Genomic DNA, 24,811 nt, shown 5'->3' with positions numbered 1-24,811 from the left:
TTCAGGCAAACACGGCAAGCCAAAAATCATATATTTTCATCCTGATAACCAAATGGCATCGCCGTCATAACCAGGGTTGCGCCGCTATCGGTAGAAGTACGGAGAAGCCTTGTGCCACGTGGCATCGCGGCGCAGCGCCGGGTACGCGCGGGCGTGCCTGGAGCGCCCCACGCGCACGGCCGCGGGGCGCGGCGCACCGGCGCGGGGCACCGAGAAAAACAGGAAAACAGGGGAAAGGAAAGATGAAGCTGCAGCAACTGCGCATCCTGCTGGCGGTAGCCCAGCACGGCAGCATCCACGAAGCCTCGCGCAGCCTGCATGTGTCGCAGCCGGCACTGTCCAAGGCCATCGCCGAACTGGAACGCGAACTCGGCGTCACGCTGATGTCGCGTTCCGTGCGCGGCGTCAGCCTGACCGCCTACGGCGTGGCGCTGGTCAAGCGCGCCAGCCTGGTCGAGCAGGAGCTGCGCCACGCGCTGGAAGACATCGAAGCGATCCGCGGCCACGCCGACGCGCAGCTCAATATCGGCCTGACCGCCGTGGCCTCCAGCGGGCCGCTGCCCGATGCCATGGCCGCCTTCCGCAAACGCTTTCCCAACGTCGCGCTGCGCGGCTTCGAGCTGCGCCCGCAGCAGATCCTCGAAGGCCTGCGCGAAGGCCGGCTCGACCTTGGCCTGATCTCCACCAACAGCGGCCCCGGCACCGGCGCCTTCCAGTGGGAGCCGCTGTTCTCCACCGGCATGTCGCTAGCGGTGCGCGCCGGCCATCCGCTGCGGCGGGTACGCCGGCTGCGGCCGCTGCTCGACGCCGACTGGCTCGTCCTCGACCCGCTCGACGACCCCGGCAGCCCGCTGGCCAGCCTGATGCGCCTGCATCGGCTGGACATGCCCACGCGCATCGTGCAGAGCGCTTCCAACCTGCTCGGCCTGCAACTCGCCACGCGCACCGACCTGATCAGCATGTGGTCGGACTTCGTGTTCGACGGTACCGGGCCGCTGCGGCTGGATCCGGAGTCGCTGGTGCGCCTGCCGATCAGCGACGAACTGCCGGAGTTCCGGGTGTTCCTGGTGTACCGCTCCGAAGACCTGATGACACATGCGTGCGCGGAGTTCAGCAAGGAGGTACGGCATCGGGCGCAAGGGATGCCTCGGGGGCGGCCGGCGGTGCGCGGGCGCCCCTGAGCGCGGCTGTCGCAGGTCCCATGCACACCGCCGAATTGTGCCCATAGCACCGCGCGCATGCATGGCGGCCTCCCATGCGCCACAATGACGCTCAGGAGACACACAGCATGGACAAGCTAAAGCAAATCGAAGCCTTTATCGCAGTCGTCGAGCACGGCAGCATGGCCGCCGCCGCCCTGACGCAGGGCGTGACGCCGGTGATGATCGGGCGCCGCATCAATGCGCTGGAGGCGCGCATCGGCGTGAAGCTGCTGCACCGCTCGACGCGGCGCATCGTGGTGACGGAGCAGGGCGCTGCCTTCATGGAGCAGTGCAAGAAGGCGCTGGCCGATCTCGACCGTGCCGAGATGCTGATCGCGGAAGGCAAGCACAAGGCAACCGGGCACCTGATCGTGTCGGCCCCGGCGGCGTTCGGACGCAAGCACGTGGCGCCGCACGCGCCGGCGTTCCTGGCAGCGAATCCGGAGGTGCAGATTTCCTTCAACCTGACCGATCGCGTGGTGGACCTGGTGCGCGAGGGTTACGACGTGGGCATCCGCATCGGCGGCGCCATCGATCCGAATTTCGTCGCCATCAAGCTGGCCACCAACAAGCGCGTGGTGTGCGGCACGCCCGCCTACTTCGCGCGCTACGGCGTGCCGCAGACGCTGGACGACCTGGCCCAGCACAACTGCCTGGCGTTCAATCTGCAGGGCGGCCAGCAGCGCGGCTGGTATTTCCAGCAGGACGGCAAGACCGTGACCGTGCGCGTGAATGGGAACCTCGATTGCAACGACGGCGAACTGCTGCACCGCTGGACCGGGGAGGGACTGGGACTGGGCTGGCGTTCCACGTGGGAAATCCTGTCGCAGCTGGAGAGCGGCGAACTGATCACCGTGCTGGACGAGTACGCGCTGCCCGACTACGACATCCTGGCGGTGTACCCGCAGCAGCGTCCGGTGCCGGCCAAGATCCGTTTCTTTATCGAGCACCTGAAGGCGGCGTTCGCGGTGCCGGGCTACTGGACGGGGCGGCAGGGGCGATGATGGCGGCGTGGCTGGCGGACGCGGTCGTCCTGCTGCACCTTGCCTTTATCGTCTTCGCGATGCTGGGCGGCTTGCTGGTGCTGCGCTGGCCGCGCCTGGCATGGCTGCACTTGCCGGCGGCGGCATGGGGCGTGGTGGTGGAGTGGAGCGGGTGGATCTGCCCGCTCACGCCGCTGGAAAACGCGCTGCGCCAGCGCGCCGGCCTGCAAGCCTACGGCGGCGACTTCATCCAGCACTACGTCCTCCAACTGATCTATCCCGACGGCCTCACGCGCGAAATCCAGTTGGTGCTCGGCGCCCTGATGCTTGCGCTGAACATGGCTGTCTATTTCGCGCTCTACCGCCGCGTGCGGCGCCGGCGCACCAACGCTCGCACGTGAGCCCGCCCGACGTGGCACCGGCGAAGAACGACGCGCCGGCGCCACGCGGCAACTACGGCGCGGCCTGGAACACCGGCGCCCGCTTCTCCATATTGGCGATCACCGCCTCCCGCTGGTTGGCGCCGCCGATGAGGCGGTCCTGTTCCACCGATTCGGCCAGCAGGATGGTAGCGCCATCGCCGTCTTCGCTCACCTGCATCAGGCGCTTGGCGGCGCGGATCGCGTCCGGGTTGCGGTTGGCGATGTCGCGCGCCGTGGCCAGCGCCGTTGCGCGCGGATCGTCCACCACGGCCGTGGCAAGGCCCAGCGCGCAGGCTTCTTCTGCGTTGACGATGCGCCCGCTGTAGATCAGCTCGCGCAGGCGGTCCGGGCGCACCAGTCCGCGCATCAGCAGCATGCCGGCCATGTCGGGCACCAGGCCCCACTTGATTTCCATCACCGACATGCGCGTGTCCGCGCTGACGTAACGCAAGTCAGCACCGAGCGCCACCTGCAGGCCGCCGCCGAACGCGACGCCGTGCACCGCGGCAATCACGGGTACCGGCAATTCGCGCCACACCATGCAGGCGTACTGCGGCCGGTTGGAGATGCCATGGGCGCGCGCCGCAAGACGGCCGGCGGCGATGCCTTCGCTGCCGCCACCCAGTCCGGCCATGCTTTGCATATCGAGGCCCGCGCAAAAGGCACGGCCTTCGCCGGACAGCACCACCGCGCGCAGGCCGGGCTCGCGCGCGAGCTGCTGGCCGGTTTCGATCAGCGCGTCGAACATGGCGGGATCGAGCGCGTTCATCTTGTCGGGGCGGTTGAGCCTGACCTCGGCCACGCCGTCTTCGATGGTCAGGACGATGCGTTCGCTGCTGGTGCTCATGTTGCGTTACTCCTTGCTTGAATGGGTTCCTGCACCGTGGGCAGGACATAGTCTTTGAATTGCTCCCGCAGCTTCACCTTGAGCAGCTTGCCGGTGGCCGTGTGGGGCAGTGAGTCGACGAAGGCAACGTCGTCGGGCACCCACCACTTCGCCACCCTGGCGGCGAGGAAATCGAGCAGTTCGGCGGCGCTGACTTCCATGCCGGGGCGGCGCACCACCACCAGCAGCGGCCGCTCCTGCCACTTGGGATGCGGCACGCCAACCACCGCCGCCTCGGCCACGGCGGGATGGCCCATGGTGGCGTTCTCCAGGTCGATGGAAGAAATCCATTCGCCGCCGGACTTGATCACGTCCTTGGCGCGGTCCACCAGTTGCACATAGCCGTCGGCATCGATATTGGCAACGTCGCCGGTGTCGAACCAGCCATCGGCATCGAGCGCGTCATGCTCCGCCTTGAAGTAAGCCGCGGCGATCCACGGCCCGCGCACCTTCAGCCGGCCGAAAGCGTGGCCGTCGTGCGGCAGTGCGTTGCCCTGGTCGTCCTCGATGCGCAGGTCCACGCCCCACAGCGCGCGGCCCTGCTTGAGCTTGACCTTCAGCTGCTCCTGCGCGCCGAGTTCCCGGTGCTTGGGCAGCAGGGTGCTGATCACGCCGATCGGGCTGGTTTCCGTCATGCCCCAGCCCTGGATGAAGCGCGCGCCGAACTGCTGCTCGAAGCGCTCGATCATGGCCGCCGGCGCGGCCGAGCCGCCCACGCCGGCGAGCTTCAGCCCGAGCGAGCGCGGGTCGATCTCCGGGTGCGCGTCGAGATACTGGAACAGCATCAGCCACACGGTGGGCACCGCGGTGGAGAAGGTCACGCGCTCGTCGCGCAGCATGCGGTAGACGCTTTCGCCGTCCAGATGCTGGGCCGGCAGCACCATCTTGGCGCCGGTCATGGCGCAGGCGTAGGGCATGCCCCAGGCGTTGGCATGGAACAGCGGCACAACCAGCAGGATGGCGCTGTCCGCGCCTACGCCGAATGTGTCGGAAGCACAGGCCTTGAGGCTGTGCAGCACGGTGGAGCGATGCGAATACAGCACGCCCTTGGGGTTGCCGGTGGTGCCCGAGGTATAGCAAAGGGACGACGCGGTGCGCTCGTCGAATTGCGGCCATGCGTAGTTCTCGTTGCCGGCGTCGATCAGGTCTTCATAGCACAGCAGGTTCGGCAGTTTGCCGGCAAGGCCGAGCGCGTCGGTGCCGGCGCGGTCGGTCATCGCCACGTAGTGCGTGACCGACGTCAGGCGCGGCGCGAGCTGCATCACCAGCGGAGCGAAGCATGGATCAAAGAAAAGCACGCGGTCTTCAGCGTGGTTGATGATGTAATCGATCTGCTCAGGGAACAGGCGCGGGTTGACGGTATGCAGCACCACGCCCGCGCCGGACACCCCGAAGTACAGCTCCAGGTGGCGGTGCGTATTCCACGCCAGCGTGCCGACGCGATCGCCCTGCGCGACGCCGAGTCCGGCCAGTGAGCTGGCGATGCGCCTGGCGCGGTTGTGTACCTCGGCATAGTCGGTGCGCACCGTGCCGCCCTCGATCGTGCGCGACACGATCTCCTGCAGGGGGTGGTACAGCGCGGCGTATTCGATCAGGGAAGAAATCAGCAACGGACGGTCTTGCATGAGGCCTAGCATGATGCGCGTCTCCTGGTTTCGGCATTGTGGTGCGATGCGTAGTCAACATAACGGCGGTGGCATCACCGTCCGGCGTGCGAGCGTTTCAGCGCCCCTTGAATGCCGGCTTGCGCTTCTCCAGGAACGCCGCCACGCCTTCCTTGAAGTCCTCGCTCTTCGACGCGCGCGATTGCATCGTGGCTTCGCGTTCGAGCTGCGTGGGCAGGTCGCTCTCCAGGCTGGCGTTGAGTGCTTCCTTGATCAGGCCATAGGCAAAGGTAGGCATCTGCGCGAGGTGGGCCGCCAGCTTGGCGGTCTCGGCGGGCAGGGCTTCGTCTTCATGCACCTTCCACACCAGGCCAATGCGATGGGCTTCCTCGGCGTCGATCTTCTCGGCCAGGATGGCCAGCGCGCGCGCGCGCATCTCGCCCGCGTAGCGCGGCAGGAAGTAGGTGCTTCCCGCATCGGGCACCAGGCCGATCTTCGAGAACGCCTGCAGGAACGACGCGGAGCGGCCGGCCAGCACCACGTCGCCGGCCAGCGCCAGGCTCATGCCGGCGCCGGCCGCCACGCCGTTGACCGAGGTGATGACAGGCTTGGGCATATTGCGCAGCGCCAGGATGATCGGGTGATAGCGCTCGCGCAGCAGCGTGCCGGAGTCCTTGAGTTCGGCCTGGCGCCCGGCGAGATCCGCGCCTGCGCAAAAGCCACGGCCATTGGCGGTGAGCACGACCGCGCGTACGGCTTCATCCTGCGCGGCACGCTCGACCGCGGCGCGCAGTTCGGCCATCAGCTCCGCATTGAGTGCGTTGAGCACGTCGGGGCGGTTCAGGGTGATGGTGGCCACGCCTTCGGCGGCGTGATAGAGCACGGGCGATGTCATTGCTTGTCTCCTTGATTGGTGTGTGTTGATGCAGGTGTCTCGATGCGCTAACGCGCGAATGCGCCGGTGCCGCTACGGACCGGCGCGCGGGTTCAGGCGGCCTTGCCGGGCGCCTTGGGCGGATGCAGCGCATCGGCCGAAGCGTCTCCCAGCTTGCTGCCGCCGTCGCAGTCGACGATGGTGCCGGTGATATAGCGCGCGTTGTCGGTGGACAGGAACAGCGCGGTATTGGCGATATCGCTCTTGTCGCCGTAGTCGCGCAGCGCCAGGCGTGCCTTGAAGCGCGCCTCCATCTCCGGCGTGGGCGCGAGCCGCGCCATGCCTTCGGTGCCGGCGATGGGACCGGGCGAGATGCCGTTGACGCGCACGCCCGCCGGGCCCCATTCCATCGCCAGGCATTTCACCAGCATGTTGATGCCGGCCTTGGCGGCGCACACATGGGCCTGGAACATCATCGCGTTGACCGCCTGCGGCGCGGTGATGGCGATCAGCGAGGCGCCGGGGGCGTTGAGGAAGGCAAAGCTGGCGCGGAAGACATTGAAGGTGCCGATCAGGTCGATATCCACCACGGTCTTGAAGCCGTTGGCGGACATGCCCAGCGCCGGCGCGACAAAGTTGCCGGCCGCGCCCGAAATCACGATATCGATCGGCCCGAGTTCATCGCGTGTGCGTGCCAGCGCCGCTTCCACCGCGGCGTAGTCGCGCACATCGGCCGCCATGCCGAGCGCGCTGCCGCCGGCATGGTTGATGATGGCAGCCGCCGCCGCGATGCGCTCGGGGTCGCGGCTGACCAGCGCCAGCCGCGCACCGGCTTTCGCGAAGTGCTGGGCGATGCCCAGGTTGATGCCGGACGAGGCGCCGGCGATAAACACGACCTTGCCGGCCAGGACGTCGTCTCGGAACGCGTTGGACATGGGTTTCCCTCCCTGGGCTGGGTTGGATGGTGAAAGCGGATGGCCCGGCACGCGAGTCGGGCTGAAAGGTCAGTCGCGGCCGTGCTGGCCGGACGAGGGCGAGGTGCGCCCGGCGGCGTGGAGCGGCCGGGCCGGGACTGCGGAAAGCGGCATGGAACGGGTCATGTCTGTCTCCTGTCTTCTTGTCTTTTAAGCGGCCTCTGACTTGGGCCTCCGACATCCTACTCCGATGCCGCGATTCGATCACGTACGGATGCGGCAATGAAGGTGCGCGGGGCACGCAATAAGGTGGGCGGGAGCAAGGCGGGGGCGGCAGGCGGGCAGGCGCGCGGAAAAAAGCGCCGCGCAAAAGAAAAAGCCCGCACCCAGGCCGGCGTGCGGGCTGCCGTCGCAAGGGACGGGCCATATGTCATGAAGCGCGCCCCCGCATCTTCATGACGGGGTCCATGATGGTGCAAAGGCGCGGCGCCCGCCTTGACCCAGGTCAAGCGCTTGCCACGGGCGCGGCAAACGATGGCCTCAGGATGGCCTCAGGCCAGCAGCGCCGTCACCAGGTCCTTGCCGTGGGCGGCCGGCACCTGGTCGAAATGCAGTGCCGCCTCGACGTGGCCCAGGTGTTCCACCATCAGCGTCACGGCGCGTTCGGTGTCGCCGGCGCGAGCCGCCTCGATAAACTCGCGATGCTCATCGGAAGAGCAGGCGGCATCGCGGCGGGACTGGTAGAGCATGGTGATCACGGCACTGCGCATCGACAGTTCCTGCAGCATGCCGGTCAGCACGCCATTGCCAACCACTTCCGCCAGCATGATGTGGAAATCGCTCAGCAGGCGGGTGCGCAACTGGGCATCGACGCCGCCCAGCGCCTTTTTCTCGGCGGCGAGGTGCCGGTCGATGCGCTTATAGTCGGCTGCGCTGGCGCGCGCCACGAATTCACGCGCCAGCGCGGCCTCCAGGATGCGGCGCACCGCGAACACTTCGCGCGCTTCCTCGGCGCTGGGCTTGGCGACAAAGGCGCCTTTGTCCGGCACGATCTGGATGAGCTTGTCCTTGGACAGCATCAGCAGCGCGGCGCGCACCTTGGTGCGGCTGACGCGGTAGACGCTGGCCAGGGCCTCCTCGCGCAGCTTGGTGCCAGGCGGCAGGCGGTGCGAAACGATGGCCGCGACAATGTCTTCGGCGATCGCTTCGGCGGTCATGGCAGGATCGATATGCTCGGGCATGGTTGCGCACTTGCGCTGCGTCTCATTGAGGAATGCCGAGATTCTAGCGCCCCGCGGCCGCGCCGGGCAGCGGGGATGCCCCGGGGGTGGCCAGGGCGGCTTCATGCGGCGCCGGCGCAAGGCCCGCGTCGAGGTCGGTGGCGTCGATCTTGCCGTTGAGCACGTCGTGGGCGCGCGCCCGGTCGATGTCCTTCTCCCATGCGGCTACCACTACGGTCGCCACGCAGTTGCCGATCAGGTTGCCCACGGCGCGGGCGATGCCGATGAACCAGTCCACCGACAGCACCAGCACCAGGCCAATGGCGGGAATCGCCGGGTGCGCCGACAGCGTGGCCGCCAGGATCACGATGGCCGAGCCGGGAATGCCGTGCGCGCCCTTGGACGTGACCAGCGCCACCGCCAGGATGCCCAGCAGGTCGCCCAGCGCCAGCGGCGTATTGGTGGCCTGGGCGATGAAGACAGCGGCCAGCGTCAGGTAGATGGAGAAGGCGTCGAGGTTGAAGGAGTATCCCGTGGGGATCACCAGGCCCACCACCGATTTCTTGATGCCCATGAATTCGAGCTTCTTCATGATCTGCGGCAGCACGCTGTCCGACGACGCGGTGCCCAGCACCACCAGCAGTTCGGCGCGCAGGTAGCGGATCAGCTTGATCACCGAGAAGCCGCACAGGCGCATCACCGTGCCCAACACCACCAGCACGAACAACATCACCGCCCCGTAGAACACCATCACCAGGTAGCCGAGTTGCTTGAGCGAGCCGATGCCATACTTGCCCACGGTGAAGGCCACCGCGCCCAGCACGCCCAGCGGCGCCAGCTTGATGATGAAGCCCATCATCTTGAACAAGGTGTGCGAGAAGGTGTCGATCATCAACACCAGCGGCCGGCCGCGTTCGCCCACCAGCGACAGCGCGCAGCCGAACAGGATCGACACCAGCAGCACCTGCAGCACGTCGCCGCTGGCGAACGCGCCCATCACCGTGCTGGGAATCAGCTTGAGCAGGAAGTCCACCATACCTGCGCTCTTGACCTTTTCAGCGGTGTCCACGTAGGCCGACATCGCCGATGCGTCGAGCGAGGCCGGGTTCACGTTCATGCCGGTGCCGGGATGGAAGATATAGGCCAGCGCGATGCCCAGCGCCAGCGCGATGGTGGTGACCACCTCGAAGTACAGCACCGCCTTGATGCCGACCCGGCCCACCTTCTTCAGTTCGCCGGCGCCGCAGATGCCGGCCACCACCACGCAGAAGACGATTGGCCCGATCAGCATCTTGATCAGCTTGATAAAGGCATCGCCGAGCGGCTTGAGCTTGGCGGCGAACTCCGGGAAGAACAGGCCGAGTGCGGTGCCAAGCACCAGGGCGATCAGCACCTGGCCAAACAGGGAGCGGGTGAAACGGGTGATAGCGGACTGCGGGCGCGCGGAAGCGGACCGCGGCTGGACTGCTGGGTGCATCGTTGTCTCCATGCGGACGCGTCCTAGACTTTGGCTGGCGCGTCCTGTCATTGCTGCAGGAATTACCGGTTGCCCGCGTGGCGGGACGGCCGGCCTGACGTGCCGGGCGCGTGGCCGGGTGAGGGCTGCGGCGCTTCGTGGATTGGCCCTCCTGTTGGAGCGGAATCCACGCAACTCGCTGTCCGGATCGGATTGTCCGCAGCGAATTGTCGGAACGTGGAAGCCAATATAGTGCATATCATTTTTGTATGCAATTTTTGAATTCACTGTGCTACCATGAATCGCACAGAATAGAGCTCTCGGACGAGAGTCAAGGCGCACCGGGACGGTCCGGCGACGCCGGCCCGGCAACCAAGGCACCGCTGGCGCGGCGCTTGCATGATCCGGCGCCATCGCATTCGCGCACTTCCAGCAGGAGACACGCATGGCAGCAACCCTCACGCCCGCTACCGAAACCGGGGCGCGCATCATGGCCTGGGCAGATACCCTGGCCGTCCATACCGAGCAGCCCGGCATGCTCACCCGCACCTATCTCACCGACGCCCACCACGGCGCCGCCGCGCAACTGGCCGAGTGGATGCGCGAAGCCGGCATGACGGTGCGCCGCGATGCCGCCGGCAACGTGATTGGCCGCTATGAAGGCACGACGCCCGGCGCGCCGGCGCTGCTTACCGGTTCGCACTTCGACACCGTGCGCGACGGCGGCCGCTACGACGGCAACCTCGGCGTGATCCTCCCGGTCGCTTGCGTGGCCGGGTGGAACCGCCAGGGCAAGCGTTTCCCGTTCGCCATCGAAGTGGTTGGCTTTGCCGAGGAAGAGGGCGTGCGCTTCAAGGCGACGCTGCTGGGCAGCCGCGCCATCGCCGGCACCTTCGACACCAACGTGCTCGACAATGCGGACGACTCCGGCAAGACCATGCGCGAAGTGATGCGCGCGGCCGGTTTCGACCCCGCCGGCCTGCCTGCCGCCGCGCATCGGCGCGAGCAGGTGCTGGCCTTCGTGGAAGTCCATATCGAGCAAGGCCCGGTGCTGCTTAATGAAGGGTTGCCACTGGGCGTGGTGACCGCGATCTCCGGCGCCACCCGTTTCATCGTCGAATTCGAAGGGCTGGCCGGCCACGCCGGCACCGTGCCGATGGACATGCGCCGCGATGCGGCCATGGCCGGCGCGGAGATCGGCCTGTATATCGAGCGCCGCTGCGGCGGCCTGCCGGGCCTGGTGGGCACCATCGGCCAGTTCAACGTGCCCAACGGCGCGGCCAATGTGGTGCCAGGCCGCGCGGTGATCTCCATCGACATCCGCGCCGGCGAAGACGCCGTGCGCCTGGCTGCCGTCAACGATGTGCTGGCGGAGATCGAACGCGTGTGCGCCCGCCGCAATGTGCGTGTGACGGTCCGCAAGACCCATGAAGCCGTGAGCGTGCCGTGCGCGCCCTGGCTGCAGACGCAATGGGCGGATGCCATTGCCCGCCAGGGACTGCCGGTGCGGCACCTGCCCTCGGGCGCCGGGCATGACGCCATGGCCATCGCCGCCATCGCCGATGTGGCGATGCTGTTTGTGCGCTGCGGCAACGGCGGCATCAGCCACCACCCCACCGAGATCATGACTGCTGAAGACGCCGCCAGTGCTGCCGCCGTGTTCAGCGATTTTGTCGAGCATTTCGACAAGTCTTCCGCACGGCAGCAATAAGCGGCGCGGCCAGGCGCCAGCGTCCCCGATCCTGAGAAACCTTTAGATTCAGAGATAAAACATGACCGCACGAGACAACGTGAACCCGCTGCAGACCACGCTCACTAACTTCATCGACGCCCAGCGCCCCGCGCAGGAAGCCTTCCTGGCCGAACTGGTCAAGGTGCCGTCCGACAACCCGCCGGGCGACTGCGATGCGCACGGCAACCGCGCCAAGGTGCTGCTCGAAGGCCTGGGCTTCAAGGTGGAAGCGCACAAGGTGCCCGACGAACTGGTCAGGGCCGCCGGCATGATCAGCGCCACCAACCTGCTGGTGCGCAAGACCTTCGGCAAGGGCGGTCCCACCATCGCCATGAACGCGCACGGCGACGTGGTGCCCCCCGGCCTGGGCTGGACCAAGGACCCGTACGGCGGCGAGATCGCCGACAGCGAGCACGGCCCGGTCATGTACGGCCGTGGCGTGGCCGTGTCCAAGTCGGACTTCGCCACCTACACCTACGCCGTGCTGGCGCTGATGGAAGCCGAGAAGCAAGGCGCCAAGCTCAACGGCACGCTGGAACTGCAGTTCACCTACGACGAGGAAACCGGCGGCGACATCGGTCCCAAGTTCCTGCTCGACCAGGGCCTGAGCAAGCCCGACTACGCCATCTCGGCGGGCTTCTCCTACGGCATCACCTCGGCCCATAACGGCTGCCTGCATGTGGAAGTCACGGTGAAGGGCAAGCAGGGCCACGCTGCCATGCCGCACACCGGCGTGGACGCCATCGAGGCGGCCACCCACATCCTGCAAGCCATCTATGGCCTGCGCGCCGAACTCGCCACGCGCAAGTCGAAGACGCTGGGCATCGACACCGCCACGCTGAACGTCGGCCTGATCAAGGGCGGCATCAACACCAACGTGGTGCCCGACCTGGTGACCTTCCGCGTCGACCGCCGCATGATCCCCGAGGAAATCGGCTTCGACGCCGAAGGCGAGCTCCGCGCCGTGGTCGAGAAGGCCGCCAAGGACCGTCCGGGCATCGAGGTCAAGGTCGAGCGCATCATCCTGGCCGAGCCGCTGTCCGAACTGCCCGGCGTGGAAAAGCTGATCGGCGCCCTCAAGGGCCGTGCCGAGGAAGTGTTCGGCGTGGAAATCCCGGTGCAGGGCGTGCCGCTTTACACCGATGCCCGCCACTACACCAAGTACGGCATCCCCACCGTGCTGTACGGCGCCGGCCCGCGCACGCTGATGGAAGCGCGCGGCCACAACTCGGATGAAAACCTGCGGCTGAACGACCTGAACCGTGCCACCAAGGTGGTGGCGCTGGCGCTGTCGGACCTGATTGGCTGATGGCTGGCCCCCTCCCGCCCGTGGGAGGGGCGGGGATGGGGGCAGGCGCTTGCCATGCCGCATCCCCGCGACCTTTGCAGACAAATTATTCTCGCAATGAATAATTTTGCTCTGTGTGATCCTATTTAAATTCCTTGGCGGCATTTTAAAATCAGAAGATCGGCCGCGATTTTCTTCTCCCTCCGCTCCTGCCATCCGCTTGAGCCGGTAACGCCTCCACATTCCCCAGCGAAACTTCCGCATCACCTGCCGTGCCGACCACTTGCGCCTAATATCAGTGCTCTTATATTATGTTCGTGCTCTGATATATTTTGAATCCTCGCAACGTCCCAAGGAGAGATGCGCATGCCGACCCACGCCCGCATGGAGTACACCGATTTCACCAACACCGCCCCCGCCGTAGCCGCCGCCCTGCGCGCCTTGTCCAAGGCCGTGGACGACGCCGGCCTGGACAAGTCCCTGACCGAACTCATCAAGCTGCGCGCCTCGCAGATCAACGGCTGTGCGTTCTGCGTGCAATTCCACCTCAATGCGGCGCGGGGGCTGGCCGTGGACCAGCGCAAGCTGGACCTGGTGGCGGCATGGCGCGATGCCGAGATCTTCAGCGCCCGTGAGCAGGCCGCGCTGGCCTGGACGGAAACGCTGACGAAACTGAGCGCGGAAAGTGCTTCCGACGCTGTCTACGCCCAGGTGGCCGGGCAATTCCCTGCGGGCGAACTCGCTCACCTGAGCGCGGCCATCGCCAACATCAACGCCTGGAACCGGATCGCGGTGGGCTTGCGCTTCTCGCCGCCGGCACCGGCGCAGCCCCGGAGCGCCGCATGAACGCCCCCGCGCAAGACGCCACACAGGCAGGCGATCGCGAGCCGCTCCGCTACGTGGACGATGAAGCCGGGGTGCTGGCGTGTTTCCCGCTGATGCATCAGCTCCGCCCGCACCTTGCGTCGCCCGAAGAATTCGTGGCACGCTGGCGCCGCCAGGTGGCGGCAGGCTATCGCCTGCTGGCGCTGTGGCAGGGCGGGCGGCCGGTGGCGCTGGCCGGCTTCCGCTTGCAGGACAACCTCGTGCACGGCGTGCATTTCTACGTGGACGACCTCGTCACCGACGAGTCCGCGCGCAGCGGCGGGTACGGCCATCTGCTGATGAACCGGCTCAAGGATGAGGCGCGCGCGCTGGGCTGCGCCAAGCTGGTGCTGGATACACCGCTGACCAATGTGCTCGGTCATCGCTTCTATTACCGCAATGGCCTGCTGGCCTCCGCGCTGCGCTTTAATATCGCGCTTGCCTGACACGGCCAATCCCGGTGACCGGAGAACCATGACCAAGCTCCTGCATATCAGCGCCAGCGCACGCGGCGAGTCCTCGCTGAGCCGACAGGCCGCCCGGCGGCTGCTGGCGCAAATCAGGCAGCGCCATCCCGCCCTGGCGGTAAGCGAGCGCGACCTTGGCAGCGAGCCACCGCCGCATCCGCCGGCGGCGCTCGTCGAGGCCAGCCTGATGCCGGCGGCGGACCGCGGCGCCGCCGAGCTTGCGGCGCTCGCGCACTCGGAGACGCTGATCGCGGAGCTGGAGGCCGCCGAGTTCGTGCTGATCTCCACGCCGATGCACAACTTCACCGTGCCATCCGCACTCAAGGCGTGGATCGATCATGTGGTGCGGATCAACCGGACGTTTCGCGGCACGCCGGCTGGCAAGGCCGGGCTGCTCGCCGACCGGCCGGTATGGCTGCTCGTCACCTGTGGCGGGCCGCTCGATGAAGGCCCCGCGGCCCAGCGCGATTTCCTCACGCCTTACCTGCAGTACGTGCTGGCCTGCATCGGCCTGACCCGTTTCGAGGCGCTGCGGCTGGACCAGATGCGACGCGGCGGCGAACACGTCGCACGCGGCATGGCGTGCGTCGATGCGTGGGCCGGGCACCTCGCGCAGCAGGTAAATGGCGCCGGTGGCGGAGCGGCCCGTCCGGACGACAGCGATCGGCGAGTGCCCCGAACCGGCTGAGCCGCGTCTGCGGCCCGGGTATCCTCCGGCGCACAGCCGGCGCCGTGCCTACCGCCTGGCCGCGCGCTCCACCGGCAACGTCTCGTCGCCATCGCCCAGCGAGCGCTGCATCAGCACCGTATCGATCCACTGGCCGTGCTTGAAGCCAACCGATTGCAGCCGGCCGATGGTGCGGAAACCCACCCGCTCGTGCAATGCCAGCGAGCCCGCGCCCTCGCCGCTGGCGGTGCAGGCCACCACTGCCACCATCTGCCGCCACGGGCCGCTTTCGCAGCGCGATACCAGCGCGGCAAGCAGCGCCAGCCCTAAGCCCTGGCCACGGTAGCGCTCGTCAATGTAGACCGAATCCTCGATGGCGAAACGGTAGGCGCTGCGTGTCCGGTAGGCGGAAGCATAGGCATAGCCCAGCACATCGCCGCCGCGCTCGGCCACCAGGTAGGGCAGCCCCTGGCGCTTCACCTCCGCGTGGCGCAGCCGCATATCGTCCACGCCCGGTTCGACTTCCTCGAACGAAGCGCGCCCGTGGCGCACATGGTGCGCATATATGGCCTGGATGGCGGGGATGTCCGCGGCGGTGGCGTCGCGGATCGAGGGGCTGGCGCAGGCCTGGACGGCGGCGGTGGCGTTGGCCACGGCCAACGGCGTGGCGGAAGCAGCGCTGAGTGTGGCGAGAGGGGCTTTCATGGTGCTGGCGCGGCGCGCGGTCTGGGCAGGTGAGCCGGAAGGCAGATCGAATCCGGGTTGATGGCGGAACGTGGAGGGAAGCCGCGTTATCGGAGCCAACCAGAGAGGCCCGACGCCGCTACCTTACCGTGCGCCGATGCTATAAAGGAAGCTTCGCTGACTTATGCAGCGCATAAGAATTTCTTTGCCATGCGGCATCCCAATCCAGACTTTCTGCAGGCCTTTGCCTTGGTTTGCGAACTGGGCAGCTTTTCGGCAGCCGCCGAGCGCCTCGGCCTGAGCCAGCCGGCGGTCAGCCTGCAGGTCCGCCAGCTCGAACAGCGTTACGGCCTGCGCCTGCTGGAAAGGGTGGGACGCCATGTGCTGCCCACCGCCGCCGGCGAGGACCTGCTGGCGCACGCGCGTGGCGTGGCGGGCGCGCTGGCCGCCGCCGACGACAGCATGGCGCGCCATGCCGGCGGAGCGGTAGGGCGGGTGCGGCTGGGCACCGGCGCCACCGCCTGCATCTACCTGCTGCCGGCGGTCTTGCGCGACCTGCGCCGCGCCATGCCGGCGCTGGAAATCGTGGTCAGCACGGCAAACACCGGCGAGGCGCTCAAGGCGGTGGAAGACAACGCGCTCGACCTGGCTTTCGTCACGCTGCCGGCCTCGGGCCGGATGTTCGACATCACGCCCGTGCTGGAAGATCCGTTCGTCGCCATCGGGCCGGCCGACGGCGATCCGTTGCCAGCCACCGTGGCGCCCGCCGATCTTGCCGGTCGGCCGCTGGTGCTGTTCTCGCCGGGTGGCAATACGCGCCGGCTGGTGGATGAGTGGTTCCTGCGCGCCGGCATCAGCGCACGCCCCGTGATGGAACTGGACAGCGTCGAAGCGATCAAGGAGCTGGTCGGCGCCGGGCTGGGTTACTCGGTGCTGCCCGGCATGGCCTTGCCGCCTGGCCAGCCGCGCGCCCGCATCGCCGTGCGCCCGCTTGCGCCGCCGCTGGCGCGCACGCTGACGCTGGTGCTGCGCCACGACAAGCCGCTGCGTGCCGGACTGCGCGCCACGGTGGCGGCCTTGCTGCGGCTGGCGCCGGAAAAGCAGGGCGCGGACTGAACGGACATGCCCCGCCGCAGCGGGGCATGCGGGCGCGCGGCGCCGCTTGTATAGTGCGGGTTTCAGCCCCAGGGGCGTGGGCTCGCTCGGCCGGTCATCGCAATGCCAGCGCGCGCCGGGCCGCCCCGACACCGAACAGGAGTACCGTCATGATCACCATCTATCACAACCCCCGTTGCTCGAAATCGCGTGAAACCCTGGCGCTGGTCGAGGCCGCCGCAACCCGGCTGGGTGAGCCAGTGGAGATCGTGGAATACCTGAAGACGCCACCCACGCTGTCCACCCTCAAGCAGCTTCACACCATGCTGGGCGTGCCGGTGAGGGAGATGGTGCGCGACAACGAGGCGCCCTACAAAGAACTGGGGCTGGCCGATCCGGGCCTGACCGATGCCGAGGTGCTGGGCGCGGTGGCCGACCATCCCATCCTGCTGCAGCGCCCGGTGGTGGTGCGCGACCGCCGCGCCGCGATCGGCCGTCCGCCCGAGAACGTGGCGCCCTTGCTGGCCTGAGCCTGGCTCGTTCCGGCTGCGGGCCCAGCAAACCGCGGCCCCTGAATAAAACCGGCCCCCACGCAAGGTGGGGGCCGGCCCGGTCAGGAAGGCTGTACTGCTTCAGGCGGGTCGTCTAAGGAACACCCAGCCAGTGCATGGCCTCCTGACCGAAAGCGATTGCCGCGAGGACCACCAGCAGGACCACCAGGGTCAGCGCGCTGACGTAAACAATGGCCTTGGCGACTTCGGCGTCGTCTTCGAGAGAGTGCGGGCGCGTGGATTCGCGCGTCGATGGCGTCCCGTGCGGCCAGTGCAACCGGCCGGCCAACTGCCTGAGGTGCAGGTCGGGGTGGAAACGCATGGGCGACACCTCCTGGGCGTGGCACGCGAGGCCGTATATGGCTTGGCGACGCGGCCGCCCTGAGATCGGGTGGGTTCGAATGCCAGTGTGGATGCCATATACGTCTTAACTATAGCTGGCGCGCCACAGGATGCGAGGCCGGCGCATGCCGGCGCCGGGAATCCACGCGTGAGCCGGTTCAGGCCGCGGGGGGAGCGGGCGGGCCGTCGCTTGCGGGCACGGCCTGCGCAGCGGCGAGCCTGGCTTCCCGGGCCTTCAATTCGGCGAGCATATTGCAAAACAGCGCACCCTGCTCCAGCGCATCGTCCAGCGCCACATGGGTGTGCGGCAGCGGATCTTTCCATTCGGCCGGCAGCGCCGGCTTGACGGTCTTGCGGTAGGGCAGCCCGGTCATGGCGAAAGCCATCGTCTTGATGTCAAGCGCCGCCCAGCCAAACGGCGAGCGGCCGGCGAAACGCATCATGTACCAGAACATCCAGGTGAAATCGAAGCCGGCCGGGAAAGCTACGAAGACTGGCTTGCCGGGCAGGCTCTCCACCCATTCCACGTAGCGCACCATGGCCCGCTCGGGCGGCTCCGGGTTCTGCCGGCAGGCTGCCCAGGCTTCCGGCTGGGTTTGCCACCACTGCATCTGCGCCGGATGCCCGGCGGCGCCCGGCAGCGTCTCCAGGTTGGCCGAGAAGGTGCTCACCACGGTCTTGTCCGCCAGCATCGCGGCGGAGGCGAAGGACAACATGGAGTGCGGGCCGGGGATCGGGCCGTCGGCTTCCACGTCGGTGCTCACATAGATTTCGGGGCGGGTGTCGGGTGCCTGTCGCTTGGCCATGGCGTGCCTTGGAATAGGGATTCGGAAAGCGCGGCGTGCGGGGGCTCAGCCGACGTCGATCAGGTGGTCCGCCACATAGGGATTGTTCTTGCGTTCCTCGCCAAACGTGGAGACAGGCCCGTGGCCGGGCACGAAGGTAACGTCGCCGCCCAGCGGCCACAAATGAGTGCGGATCGAGCGGATCAGGTCGGCATGGTTGCCGCGCGGGAAGTCGGTACGGCCGATCGAGCCCGCGAACAGTACGTCGCCCACGATGGCGAGCCGGTGCGCGCGCGAGAAAAACACCACGTGGCCGGGCGTGTGGCCGGGGCAATGGTAGACCTCCAACGTCTCGCTGCCGAACTGCACGGTGTCGCCCGTGTCCAGCCAGCGCTGCGGCTCGAAGATCTCGGCGTGGCCAAAGCCAAAGCGGCGCGTCTGTTCCGGCAATTGCTCGATCCAGAAGCGCTCGTCCTCGTGCGGCCCTTCGATCGGGATCCCAAGCTCGCGCGCCAGGGATGCCGCCCCGGCGCAGTGGTCCACGTGCCCGTGCGTGAGAAAGATCTTCTCCAGCGTCACGCCGTGTTCCTTGACTGCGGCATGGATGCGGTCAAGGTCGCCGCCGGGATCGGTCACCGCGGCGCGGCCAGTGGTCTCGTCGATCAGCAGCGTGCAGTTCTGCTGGAAGGGCGTCACGGGAATCAGTAGGACTTGCATGGAGCGAAAGTTGGAGGGGGACAGGGAACCAGGGCCGGATACGAGCGCCGCATGCACCACAAAAATCGAGGGCGAAGAATGGCTCGCGATCGGAACAGTGGTCGCATTGTAGCGTTGGGCCTGTAAAAACGTGCCGCGCCCGACAGCGTCGGAAAGGCATGAAGCAATGCGCGAAGCACACCGCGAAAGCCTTGTCAGGACTGGCCTGGCGCCTGGCAAGCGCCGAATCGGGTACGGTTTGTGCCGCGCGTTACAGACAATTCGTAACAAAATCAAGGCCATAGGTGTAACTGCGTGATGCTAGACTCCCGCGATGCGTTGGTTACAACTCCCCCTTTCCCGCCCCGCGCGGATCGTCCGCCTGTGCGTGCATGCCACGTGCGCGCTGGCGCTTGCCGCTTGTGCGATCCCACCGGGCGATCAGACGCAGGAGGGTTTACCCACCGCCGCCACGCCGGGGACTGCCAAGCCGGCCAAGCCTGCCAAAGTTGCCAAGGGCGAGAAAAACGGCGCCTCGGACAAAGCCCAGAAGGACAGCAGCAATGGCTGGGGCCTGTATCGCTGGGGCGGCGATGCGCAGGGGGATGGCGTGGGATCGTTCGAGGGCCTGCGGCCCGACCTGGGCTCCTATGAGCAGCGCGGCATGGCGTCCTGGTATGGCAAGGGTTTCCATGGCCGCAAGACGGCCAATGGCGAGCGCTTCGATATGCGGGCGATGACTGCCGCGCATCCCTCGCTGCCTCTCGATAGCTGGGTGCTGGTGCGCAACCTGCGCAATGGCAAGGTGGCGGTGGTCCGCATCAACGATCGCGGGCCGTATCACAGCAACCGCGTGCTCGATGTCTCTTTTGGCGCGGCCAAGCGCCTCGGCTTTATCGATCACGGCTCCACCCAGGTGGAGATCCGGCGCCTGTCGCGCTCCGAGGTAGCGGCGCTGGGGCCGCAGATCGCGCCGAGCGGCGACGATGCGGGCGAGAGCGGCGACGATGCCACGACCGACTCCGAACTGGCCGACAACCCGGCCAGTCCCGTGCGCGCGGCCCGCAAGACGCGCAAGCCGGCGGCCCGGCGCAAGAGCCGCTGAGCCGGGATGCGGACCATGCAGGCATGCCAGGTCCGCGACGCCGTCGGCTTATGCGCCGATGCGGTCTTCAGGCACCCGGACGATTCACTCGGTGGCCGCCTCGCCATCCCCGTCGTCCTCGCCGTGCCTCGCGCGCCGGGCCAGCGCCAGCCGGTACAGCGCATCGGTGGGCGCGCCGGTAATGGCGGCGGCGAGCTTGGCGGCCCGCTTGGCCGGCAACTCGGCCAGCAGCAGCCCCAGCACCTGCTGCGCGCGGGCGTCGGGCTGGCCTGCATCCGCTGGCGTGGCCGCCGCGCCTTCCACCACCAGCACGAACTCTCCCTTGGCGCGCGATGCATCCGCGGCCAGCCAGGCGGGCGCCTCGCTCACCGGCAGCACCTTGATATCCTCGAACAGCTTGGTCAGTTCGCGGCCAATCAGCAGCCGCCTGTCCGGCGGCAACGCGGCGGCCAGCGCTGCCAGCGTGTCGGCAATGCGGTGCGGCGCCTCATAGACCACCCAGGCGTGGTCGAGCGCAGCCAGTCCGGCGATGGCTTCGCTGCGCGCGCGCGCCTTGGGCGGCAGGAAACCGGCAAAGGTGAAGCGTCCGTCGCCGCAGTCGAGCATCTCGCCCGCCACCGACAAGGCCGCCACGGCCGCGCTCGGGCCCGGCAGCGGCACCACCGCGTGGCCGGCCGCGCGCGCCGCTTCCACCAGCCGCGCGCCGGGATCGGAGATCCCGGGCGTGCCGGCGTCGGACACGTAGGCAATGCGCTCGCCCGCGGCCAGCCGCGCGTTGATGCGCTCCGCCGCTTCGCGTTCGTTGTGTTCGTGCACCGCCAGCAGCGGGCGGTGCAGGCCCACGCGCGTGAGCAGCTGGCCGGTATTGCGGGTGTCCTCGCAGGCGATGGCGTCGGCCAGGCCGAGCACGTGCAGTGCCCGCAGGGAGAGATCGGCCAGGTTGCCAATCGGGGTAGCCACCACGTACAGGGTGCCGGACGGGTAGGACTGGCCGGCCGCCAGGGAGATCCAGTCAGTCATGCTTGAGAACTTCCGTTGAATCCATCATTCAAATCCACGATGTCCCCGGCGCAGGCGCGGGGCGCCCGGGCCGAGGGACGCGCGCGGGCTTACCTGGAGAGGCTGGGCCTGGCGCTCGTGGTTCGCAATTATCGCTGCAAAGGCGGCGAGATCGACCTGATCATGCGCGAGGCCGACGGTACGCTGGTTTTTGTGGAGGTGCGCCAGCGCGCCAGCCGCGCCTTTGGCGGCGCGGCTGCCAGCGTCACGCCGGCCAAGCAGCGGCGCATCCTGCTGGCCGCGGAGCATTACCTCGCCGCGCAGGCGGAAACGGGCGCCGCGCCGCGCTGCCGGCTCGACGTGGTGGCGCTGGAGCCGGGGCGGCTCGAATGGATTCGCGATGCCTTCGAAGCCGGCGCGGCGCAATGAAGCGCCGGGGAGCCCGGGCGCCTGCGTCATAATGCGCGATATCTTGCGGCGCGTGCCGCATTTGAAAAGCGTTTGAAAACAAGAAGGCCGATCGAGCCATGCATATCGATAGCATCCAGCAGCATTTCTTCGACAGCGCAGAGACCAAGCGCCAGGCCGCGCCGCTGATGGCGCCGCACATCGCCGCGGCGATCGAACGCCTGGTGGGCGCGCTCACCAGCGGCAACAAGATCCTGGTTTGCGGCAACGGCGGCTCGGCCTCCGATGCCCAGCATTTCGCCGCCGACCTGATCGGCCGCTTCGAGCGCGAGCGCCCCGGGCTGGCCGCGATCGCCCTGACGACCGACAGCTCGATCCTCACCGCCATCGGCAACGACTACGATTTCAGCCTGGTGTTCTCCAAGCAGGTGGAAGCCCTCGGCCAGCCCGGCGACGTGCTGCTCGCGATTTCCACCTCCGGCAACGCCGCCAACGTGCTCGCCGCGGTGCACGCTGCCAAGCAGCGCGACATGAGCGTGGTGGCCCTGACCGGCATGGGGGGCGGCGAGCTCGCCGGCCTGCTGGACGAATTCGACGTCAACTTGTGTGTGCCCAGCGAGCGCGCCCCGCGCATCCAGGAAGTGCACCTGCTGACCCTGCATTGCCTGTGCGACGGCATCGACGAGGCGCTGCTGGGCGAGGGCTGAGCCCGCCGCCGATAGCGCCTCGGCTTCTCGCCCCTGAATTTCGCTCCCGAAGCAACCACAACCCATTTTTGCCTCACCGCTACAAGCAAGGACCGCATGACGACTCTGCCCAACTCGCGTGAATCCCGCACCTCCCGGCCGACCGGGATCCTGCCACGCCTGGCCCGCACCGCGACGATGGTGGCGGCACTGACCGTTGCGGCCACGCAGCTCACCGGCTGCTTTCCGGTCATCGCCGCCGGCGTGGCTAGCGGCGTGACCGTGGCCACCGACCGCCGGCCTACCACCACCCAGACCATCGACCGCGGCCTGCAACTCGAGGCCGATAGCACGCTGAGTTCGCGCTACAACGGCCAGGCCCGCGTGAGCGTGTCGGTCTTTAACCGCAAGGTGCTGCTGACTGGCGAGGCCAAGGACACCTCGGTCAAGCAGCAGATCGACAAATACGTGCGAGGCCTGCCCAATGCGCGCGAGGTGATCAACGAGCTCGAGATCGTACCGTCGCCGTCGTTCGCCACGCAGAGCGAGGACACCTACATCACCAGCAAGGTCAAGACCATGCTGATCACCGCCGAAGGCGTGCCCTCGAACTCGATCAAGATCGTCACAGAGAAGGGTGTGGTCTACATGCTTGGCATCGTCACGCCGCCTGAAGGCGAACGCGCCACCGATGTGGCCCGCAATGCCAGCGGCGTCATCAAGGTGGTAAAGGCCTTCGACTATGTGACCGAAACCGAGAGCGGCAGGCTCGACGCTGCCGCCACCGGGCGGACCGCGCCGCCGGATAACCCGTCCGGCACGCCCGCCCCGGTGCAATCCGCGCCGCCCGCGCCAGAGGCGACCCCTGGCGCCACGGCCAGCCCGGTCACGTCGCCGGTGGCGTTGCCGCCCGGCCGCAACCTGCCCTGAACGGCCGGCGCGGCAGGCCAGCCCCGGTTCCCGCGCCAGCCTGACCGTGCGCCGCGTGCATTGCCGCGCGGCGTACCCGTTACAGCGCCTCGCGCTGCGGCCGCAGTTTCCGGCGGCCGGTTCACGCGCCACTTCCCCGCCGCTCGCCGTCCTCTCCGGGCATCACCGGGCGCACTTCGATCTGAGGTTTTCGCATCACATGCACGCGCCCGGTGTGTTAGGGTTGGCACGCCCTCGCGGCGCGATCCCGGAGCGAACATGATGATCCAGACCCCCTTACTTGCCGCCTTGGCGGCGCTGGCGTTGCTGGCCTTGCCCGGCGGGGCGCAAGCGCAGGCGCCCGACGCCACCGCGCTGCAAGCGCGCAACTGGGCCGCGGCGTGTGCAGGCTGCCACGGCCCCGCGGGCCGCGCGCCCGCGGGGAGCCCGGTGCCTGGCCTCGCCGGCCGCGACAAGTCCGAGCTGGTCCGGCAGATGCAGGACTTCAGGCAAGGCAAGCGCGAAGCCACGGTGATGCAGCAGATCGCCAAGGGCTACAGCGACCAGCAGATCGAAGCCATCGCGGGCTGGTTCGCCGCCGTGCGCTAAGCGCGCCGGCTTGCAACCCGGCAAGGAGACTCTCAGATGCAAAGACGTGAATTCCTCGGCGCGCTCGCCGGCACCGCCGCGCTCGGCACCTGCGGCGCATTCCGCGCGCACGCGGCCAGCGCTACCGGCAAGGCAAAGGTGGTGGTGGTAGGCGGCGGCTATGGCGGCGCCACCGCAGCGCGTTACCTGCGCGAATGGAGCGGCCAAGGTATTGAGGTCACGCTGGTCGAACCCAACGCCAGCCTGGTCTCCTGCCCGCTATCCAACCTCGTGCTCGCCGGCAGCAAGCGCATCGGTGACATCACCTTGTCCTACGAAGCGCTGGCGAAGCGCCACGGCGTGAACGTGGTGCGCGACCATGTCAGCGCGATCGACCCGGCGCGCAGGGTGGTGCGCCTGGCCGGCGGCACGCTGCCCTACGACCGGCTGGTGCTGTCGCCCGGCGTGGATGTGCTCTCTGGCGAGATTCCGGGCCTTGCCCAGCCAGGCGGCGACCAGATCCTCCACGCCTGGAAGGCCGGCCCGCAAACGGTGGGTTTGCGCCGCCAGCTGGAAGCGATGCCCGATGGCGGCACCTTCGCCATCACCATTCCGCTCGCGCCCTACCGCTGCCCGCCCGGGCCCTACGAGCGCGCCTGCCTGGTCGCGGACTATTTCAGCCGGGCCAAGCCGCGCAGCAAGGTGCTGATCCTCGACGCCAATCCCGACGTCACCTCCAAGGGCGCGCTGTTCAAGCAGGTCTGGGCCACGCGCTACAAAGGCATGATCGAGTACCGGCCGCAGTACAACACCATCGACGTGGACCCCGCCACCCGCACGCTCAAGTTCGAGGTGCAGGACGACGAGCGCGCCGATGTGCTCAATGTGCTGCCGCCGCAGCGCGCCGGCGCCATTGCCGTGGTAAGCGGGCTGGCTACCGCCAACGGCCGCTGGTGCGAGGTCGACTTCCTTACCTTCGAATCGATCGCCGTGCCCAACATTCACGTGCTCGGCGACGCCATCCAGATCGCGCCGCTGATGCCCAAGTCGGGCCATATGGCCAACCAGCACGGCAAGGTGGCGGCGGCGGCCATCGTGTCGCTGCTCGCCGGCCAGGCGCCGAATCCCGAGCCGCTTTACAACAACACTTGCTACAGCTTCACGTCCGCGCGCGAAGCGATCCACATCGCCAGCGTGCATCGCTATGATGCGGCGCAGAAGACCATGGTCACGGTGCCGGGCGCGGGCGGCTTGTCGGCTGCGCCGAACGCGCTGGAAGGCACCTATGCCCAGGCATGGGCGGATGCCATCTGGACCGACATGCTCGGCTGAACGCCCGGCAGGACAACCACGGCGCGCAGCGGTGACGGCGCGCGTTGCATAT

Annotated in this window: 27 protein-coding genes; 16 read left to right on the top strand and 11 right to left on the bottom strand. The window is 67.8% G+C overall.

Going from position 1 to position 24,811, the window contains the following annotated elements:
- The first annotated feature begins 242 nt into the window (after window positions 1-242).
- From ACZY0R_RS35920 to ACZY0R_RS35910, 3 genes are all read left to right on the top strand, one after another.
- Window positions 243-1,181 (top strand): LysR family transcriptional regulator, encoded by a 939-nt coding sequence (locus ACZY0R_RS35920; protein WP_488865173.1) that lies wholly within the window; start codon window positions 243-245, stop codon window positions 1,179-1,181.
- A 107-nt stretch (window positions 1,182-1,288) separates the two neighbouring features.
- On the top strand, window positions 1,289-2,206 hold the full coding sequence (locus tag ACZY0R_RS35915) for a LysR family transcriptional regulator (protein ID WP_035873173.1): 918 nt from the start codon (window positions 1,289-1,291) through the stop codon (window positions 2,204-2,206).
- On the top strand, window positions 2,203-2,586 hold the full coding sequence (locus tag ACZY0R_RS35910; protein ID WP_488865171.1) for a DUF2784 domain-containing protein: 384 nt from the start codon (window positions 2,203-2,205) through the stop codon (window positions 2,584-2,586). The genes ACZY0R_RS35915 and ACZY0R_RS35910 overlap by 4 nt, the downstream gene beginning before the upstream one ends.
- Window positions 2,587-2,638: 52 nt before the next feature.
- On the opposite strand, the gene ACZY0R_RS35905 is transcribed toward ACZY0R_RS35910, so the two are convergent.
- From ACZY0R_RS35905 to ACZY0R_RS35880, 6 genes are all read right to left on the bottom strand, one after another.
- Window positions 2,639-3,454 carry a crotonase/enoyl-CoA hydratase family protein gene (locus ACZY0R_RS35905; RefSeq protein WP_488865169.1) on the bottom strand — a complete coding sequence of 272 codons (816 nt, stop codon included), beginning with the start codon at window positions 3,452-3,454 and terminating at the stop codon, window positions 2,639-2,641.
- Window positions 3,451-5,130: a long-chain-fatty-acid--CoA ligase gene (locus tag ACZY0R_RS35900; RefSeq protein WP_488865167.1), complete on the bottom strand. Its 1,680-nt coding sequence runs from the start codon at window positions 5,128-5,130 to the stop codon at window positions 3,451-3,453. Before ACZY0R_RS35900 ends, ACZY0R_RS35905 begins: the two co-directional genes overlap by 4 nt.
- Window positions 5,131-5,215: 85 nt before the next feature.
- Window positions 5,216-5,992 carry an enoyl-CoA hydratase-related protein gene (locus ACZY0R_RS35895; RefSeq protein ID WP_045239312.1) on the bottom strand — a complete coding sequence of 259 codons (777 nt, stop codon included), beginning with the start codon at window positions 5,990-5,992 and terminating at the stop codon, window positions 5,216-5,218.
- A 92-nt stretch (window positions 5,993-6,084) separates the two neighbouring features.
- Entirely contained in the window at window positions 6,085-6,906 is an 822-nt protein-coding gene (locus ACZY0R_RS35890; protein WP_488865165.1) for an SDR family oxidoreductase, read from the bottom strand.
- A 530-nt stretch (window positions 6,907-7,436) separates the two neighbouring features.
- The gene (locus tag ACZY0R_RS35885) at window positions 7,437-8,126 is read right to left on the bottom strand and encodes a GntR family transcriptional regulator (RefSeq protein ID WP_477102469.1); all 690 of its coding nucleotides are present in this window, start codon (window positions 8,124-8,126) and stop codon (window positions 7,437-7,439) included.
- Window positions 8,127-8,169: 43 nt separating this feature from the next.
- On the bottom strand, window positions 8,170-9,531 hold the full coding sequence (locus ACZY0R_RS35880; protein ID WP_488866371.1) for a C4-dicarboxylate transporter DctA: 1,362 nt from the start codon (window positions 9,529-9,531) through the stop codon (window positions 8,170-8,172).
- A 475-nt stretch (window positions 9,532-10,006) separates the two neighbouring features.
- Between ACZY0R_RS35880 and ACZY0R_RS35875 the strand changes: the two genes are divergently transcribed.
- The 5 genes from ACZY0R_RS35875 to ACZY0R_RS35855 all read left to right on the top strand — a co-directional run bounded on the left by ACZY0R_RS35875 (window position 10,007) and on the right by ACZY0R_RS35855 (window position 14,600).
- Window positions 10,007-11,272 carry an allantoate amidohydrolase gene (locus ACZY0R_RS35875; protein WP_488865163.1) on the top strand — a complete coding sequence of 422 codons (1,266 nt, stop codon included), beginning with the start codon at window positions 10,007-10,009 and terminating at the stop codon, window positions 11,270-11,272.
- A gap of 61 nt (window positions 11,273-11,333) precedes the next feature.
- Window positions 11,334-12,602, top strand: coding sequence for a M20/M25/M40 family metallo-hydrolase (locus ACZY0R_RS35870; protein WP_488865161.1), 1,269 nt, complete (start codon window positions 11,334-11,336; stop codon window positions 12,600-12,602).
- Between the two features lie 345 nt (window positions 12,603-12,947).
- A complete protein-coding gene (locus ACZY0R_RS35865; RefSeq protein ID WP_488865159.1) occupies window positions 12,948-13,427 on the top strand; it encodes a carboxymuconolactone decarboxylase family protein in 480 nt (159 codons plus the stop codon).
- A complete protein-coding gene (locus ACZY0R_RS35860) occupies window positions 13,424-13,891 on the top strand; it encodes a GNAT family N-acetyltransferase (RefSeq protein ID WP_488865157.1) in 468 nt (155 codons plus the stop codon). The genes ACZY0R_RS35865 and ACZY0R_RS35860 overlap by 4 nt, the downstream gene beginning before the upstream one ends.
- 28 nt (window positions 13,892-13,919) lie before the next feature.
- Complete coding sequence (locus tag ACZY0R_RS35855; RefSeq protein WP_488865155.1) at window positions 13,920-14,600, top strand: FMN-dependent NADH-azoreductase; 681 nt, start codon at window positions 13,920-13,922, stop codon at window positions 14,598-14,600.
- A 48-nt stretch (window positions 14,601-14,648) separates the two neighbouring features.
- Here ACZY0R_RS35855 and ACZY0R_RS35850 read toward each other — a convergent pair whose 3' ends face one another.
- A complete protein-coding gene (locus ACZY0R_RS35850; protein ID WP_488865153.1) occupies window positions 14,649-15,284 on the bottom strand; it encodes a GNAT family N-acetyltransferase in 636 nt (211 codons plus the stop codon).
- A gap of 189 nt (window positions 15,285-15,473) precedes the next feature.
- On the opposite strand from ACZY0R_RS35850, the gene ACZY0R_RS35845 reads away from it, so the two are divergent.
- The gene (locus ACZY0R_RS35845) at window positions 15,474-16,379 is read left to right on the top strand and encodes a LysR family transcriptional regulator (protein ID WP_488865151.1); all 906 of its coding nucleotides are present in this window, start codon (window positions 15,474-15,476) and stop codon (window positions 16,377-16,379) included.
- 149 nt (window positions 16,380-16,528) lie between these two features.
- Window positions 16,529-16,888: an arsenate reductase (glutaredoxin) gene (arsC, locus tag ACZY0R_RS35840; protein WP_488865149.1), complete on the top strand. Its 360-nt coding sequence runs from the start codon at window positions 16,529-16,531 to the stop codon at window positions 16,886-16,888.
- A gap of 115 nt (window positions 16,889-17,003) precedes the next feature.
- On the opposite strand, the gene ACZY0R_RS35835 is transcribed toward arsC, so the two are convergent.
- The 3 genes from ACZY0R_RS35835 to ACZY0R_RS35825 all read right to left on the bottom strand — a co-directional run bounded on the left by ACZY0R_RS35835 (window position 17,004) and on the right by ACZY0R_RS35825 (window position 18,753).
- Window positions 17,004-17,231 carry a hypothetical protein gene (locus ACZY0R_RS35835; RefSeq protein WP_488865147.1) on the bottom strand — a complete coding sequence of 76 codons (228 nt, stop codon included), beginning with the start codon at window positions 17,229-17,231 and terminating at the stop codon, window positions 17,004-17,006.
- Between the two features lie 178 nt (window positions 17,232-17,409).
- Window positions 17,410-18,057, bottom strand: coding sequence for a 3'-5' exonuclease family protein (locus ACZY0R_RS35830; protein ID WP_488865145.1), 648 nt, complete (start codon window positions 18,055-18,057; stop codon window positions 17,410-17,412).
- Between the two features lie 45 nt (window positions 18,058-18,102).
- Window positions 18,103-18,753 carry an MBL fold metallo-hydrolase gene (locus tag ACZY0R_RS35825; RefSeq protein ID WP_488865143.1) on the bottom strand — a complete coding sequence of 217 codons (651 nt, stop codon included), beginning with the start codon at window positions 18,751-18,753 and terminating at the stop codon, window positions 18,103-18,105.
- A 313-nt stretch (window positions 18,754-19,066) separates the two neighbouring features.
- Here ACZY0R_RS35825 and ACZY0R_RS35820 point away from each other — a divergent pair, with 313 nt between their 5' ends.
- Window positions 19,067-19,837 carry a septal ring lytic transglycosylase RlpA family protein gene (locus tag ACZY0R_RS35820; protein WP_488865141.1) on the top strand — a complete coding sequence of 257 codons (771 nt, stop codon included), beginning with the start codon at window positions 19,067-19,069 and terminating at the stop codon, window positions 19,835-19,837.
- Between the two features lie 84 nt (window positions 19,838-19,921).
- On the opposite strand, the gene rsmI is transcribed toward ACZY0R_RS35820, so the two are convergent.
- Window positions 19,922-20,857, bottom strand: coding sequence for a 16S rRNA (cytidine(1402)-2'-O)-methyltransferase (gene rsmI / locus ACZY0R_RS35815; RefSeq protein WP_488865139.1), 936 nt, complete (start codon window positions 20,855-20,857; stop codon window positions 19,922-19,924).
- A gap of 39 nt (window positions 20,858-20,896) precedes the next feature.
- On the opposite strand from rsmI, the gene ACZY0R_RS35810 reads away from it, so the two are divergent.
- The 5 genes from ACZY0R_RS35810 (at window position 20,897) to ACZY0R_RS35790 (ending at window position 24,759) form a co-directional block, all read left to right on the top strand.
- Entirely contained in the window at window positions 20,897-21,265 is a 369-nt protein-coding gene (locus tag ACZY0R_RS35810; protein ID WP_488866369.1) for a YraN family protein, read from the top strand.
- Between the two features lie 98 nt (window positions 21,266-21,363).
- Window positions 21,364-21,951, top strand: coding sequence for a phosphoheptose isomerase (locus ACZY0R_RS35805; protein WP_045239299.1), 588 nt, complete (start codon window positions 21,364-21,366; stop codon window positions 21,949-21,951).
- A 96-nt stretch (window positions 21,952-22,047) separates the two neighbouring features.
- Window positions 22,048-22,860 carry a BON domain-containing protein gene (locus tag ACZY0R_RS35800; protein ID WP_488865137.1) on the top strand — a complete coding sequence of 271 codons (813 nt, stop codon included), beginning with the start codon at window positions 22,048-22,050 and terminating at the stop codon, window positions 22,858-22,860.
- A 258-nt stretch (window positions 22,861-23,118) separates the two neighbouring features.
- Window positions 23,119-23,448: a c-type cytochrome gene (locus ACZY0R_RS35795; RefSeq protein ID WP_488865135.1), complete on the top strand. Its 330-nt coding sequence runs from the start codon at window positions 23,119-23,121 to the stop codon at window positions 23,446-23,448.
- 36 nt (window positions 23,449-23,484) lie between these two features.
- Window positions 23,485-24,759, top strand: coding sequence for an NAD(P)/FAD-dependent oxidoreductase (locus ACZY0R_RS35790; RefSeq protein ID WP_488865133.1), 1,275 nt, complete (start codon window positions 23,485-23,487; stop codon window positions 24,757-24,759).
- Window positions 24,760-24,811: the final 52 nt, after the last annotated feature.

The sequence above is a fragment of the Cupriavidus sp. F041 genome (assembly GCF_057814235.1).
This window is presented reverse-complemented; position numbering and strand designations above follow the sequence as displayed.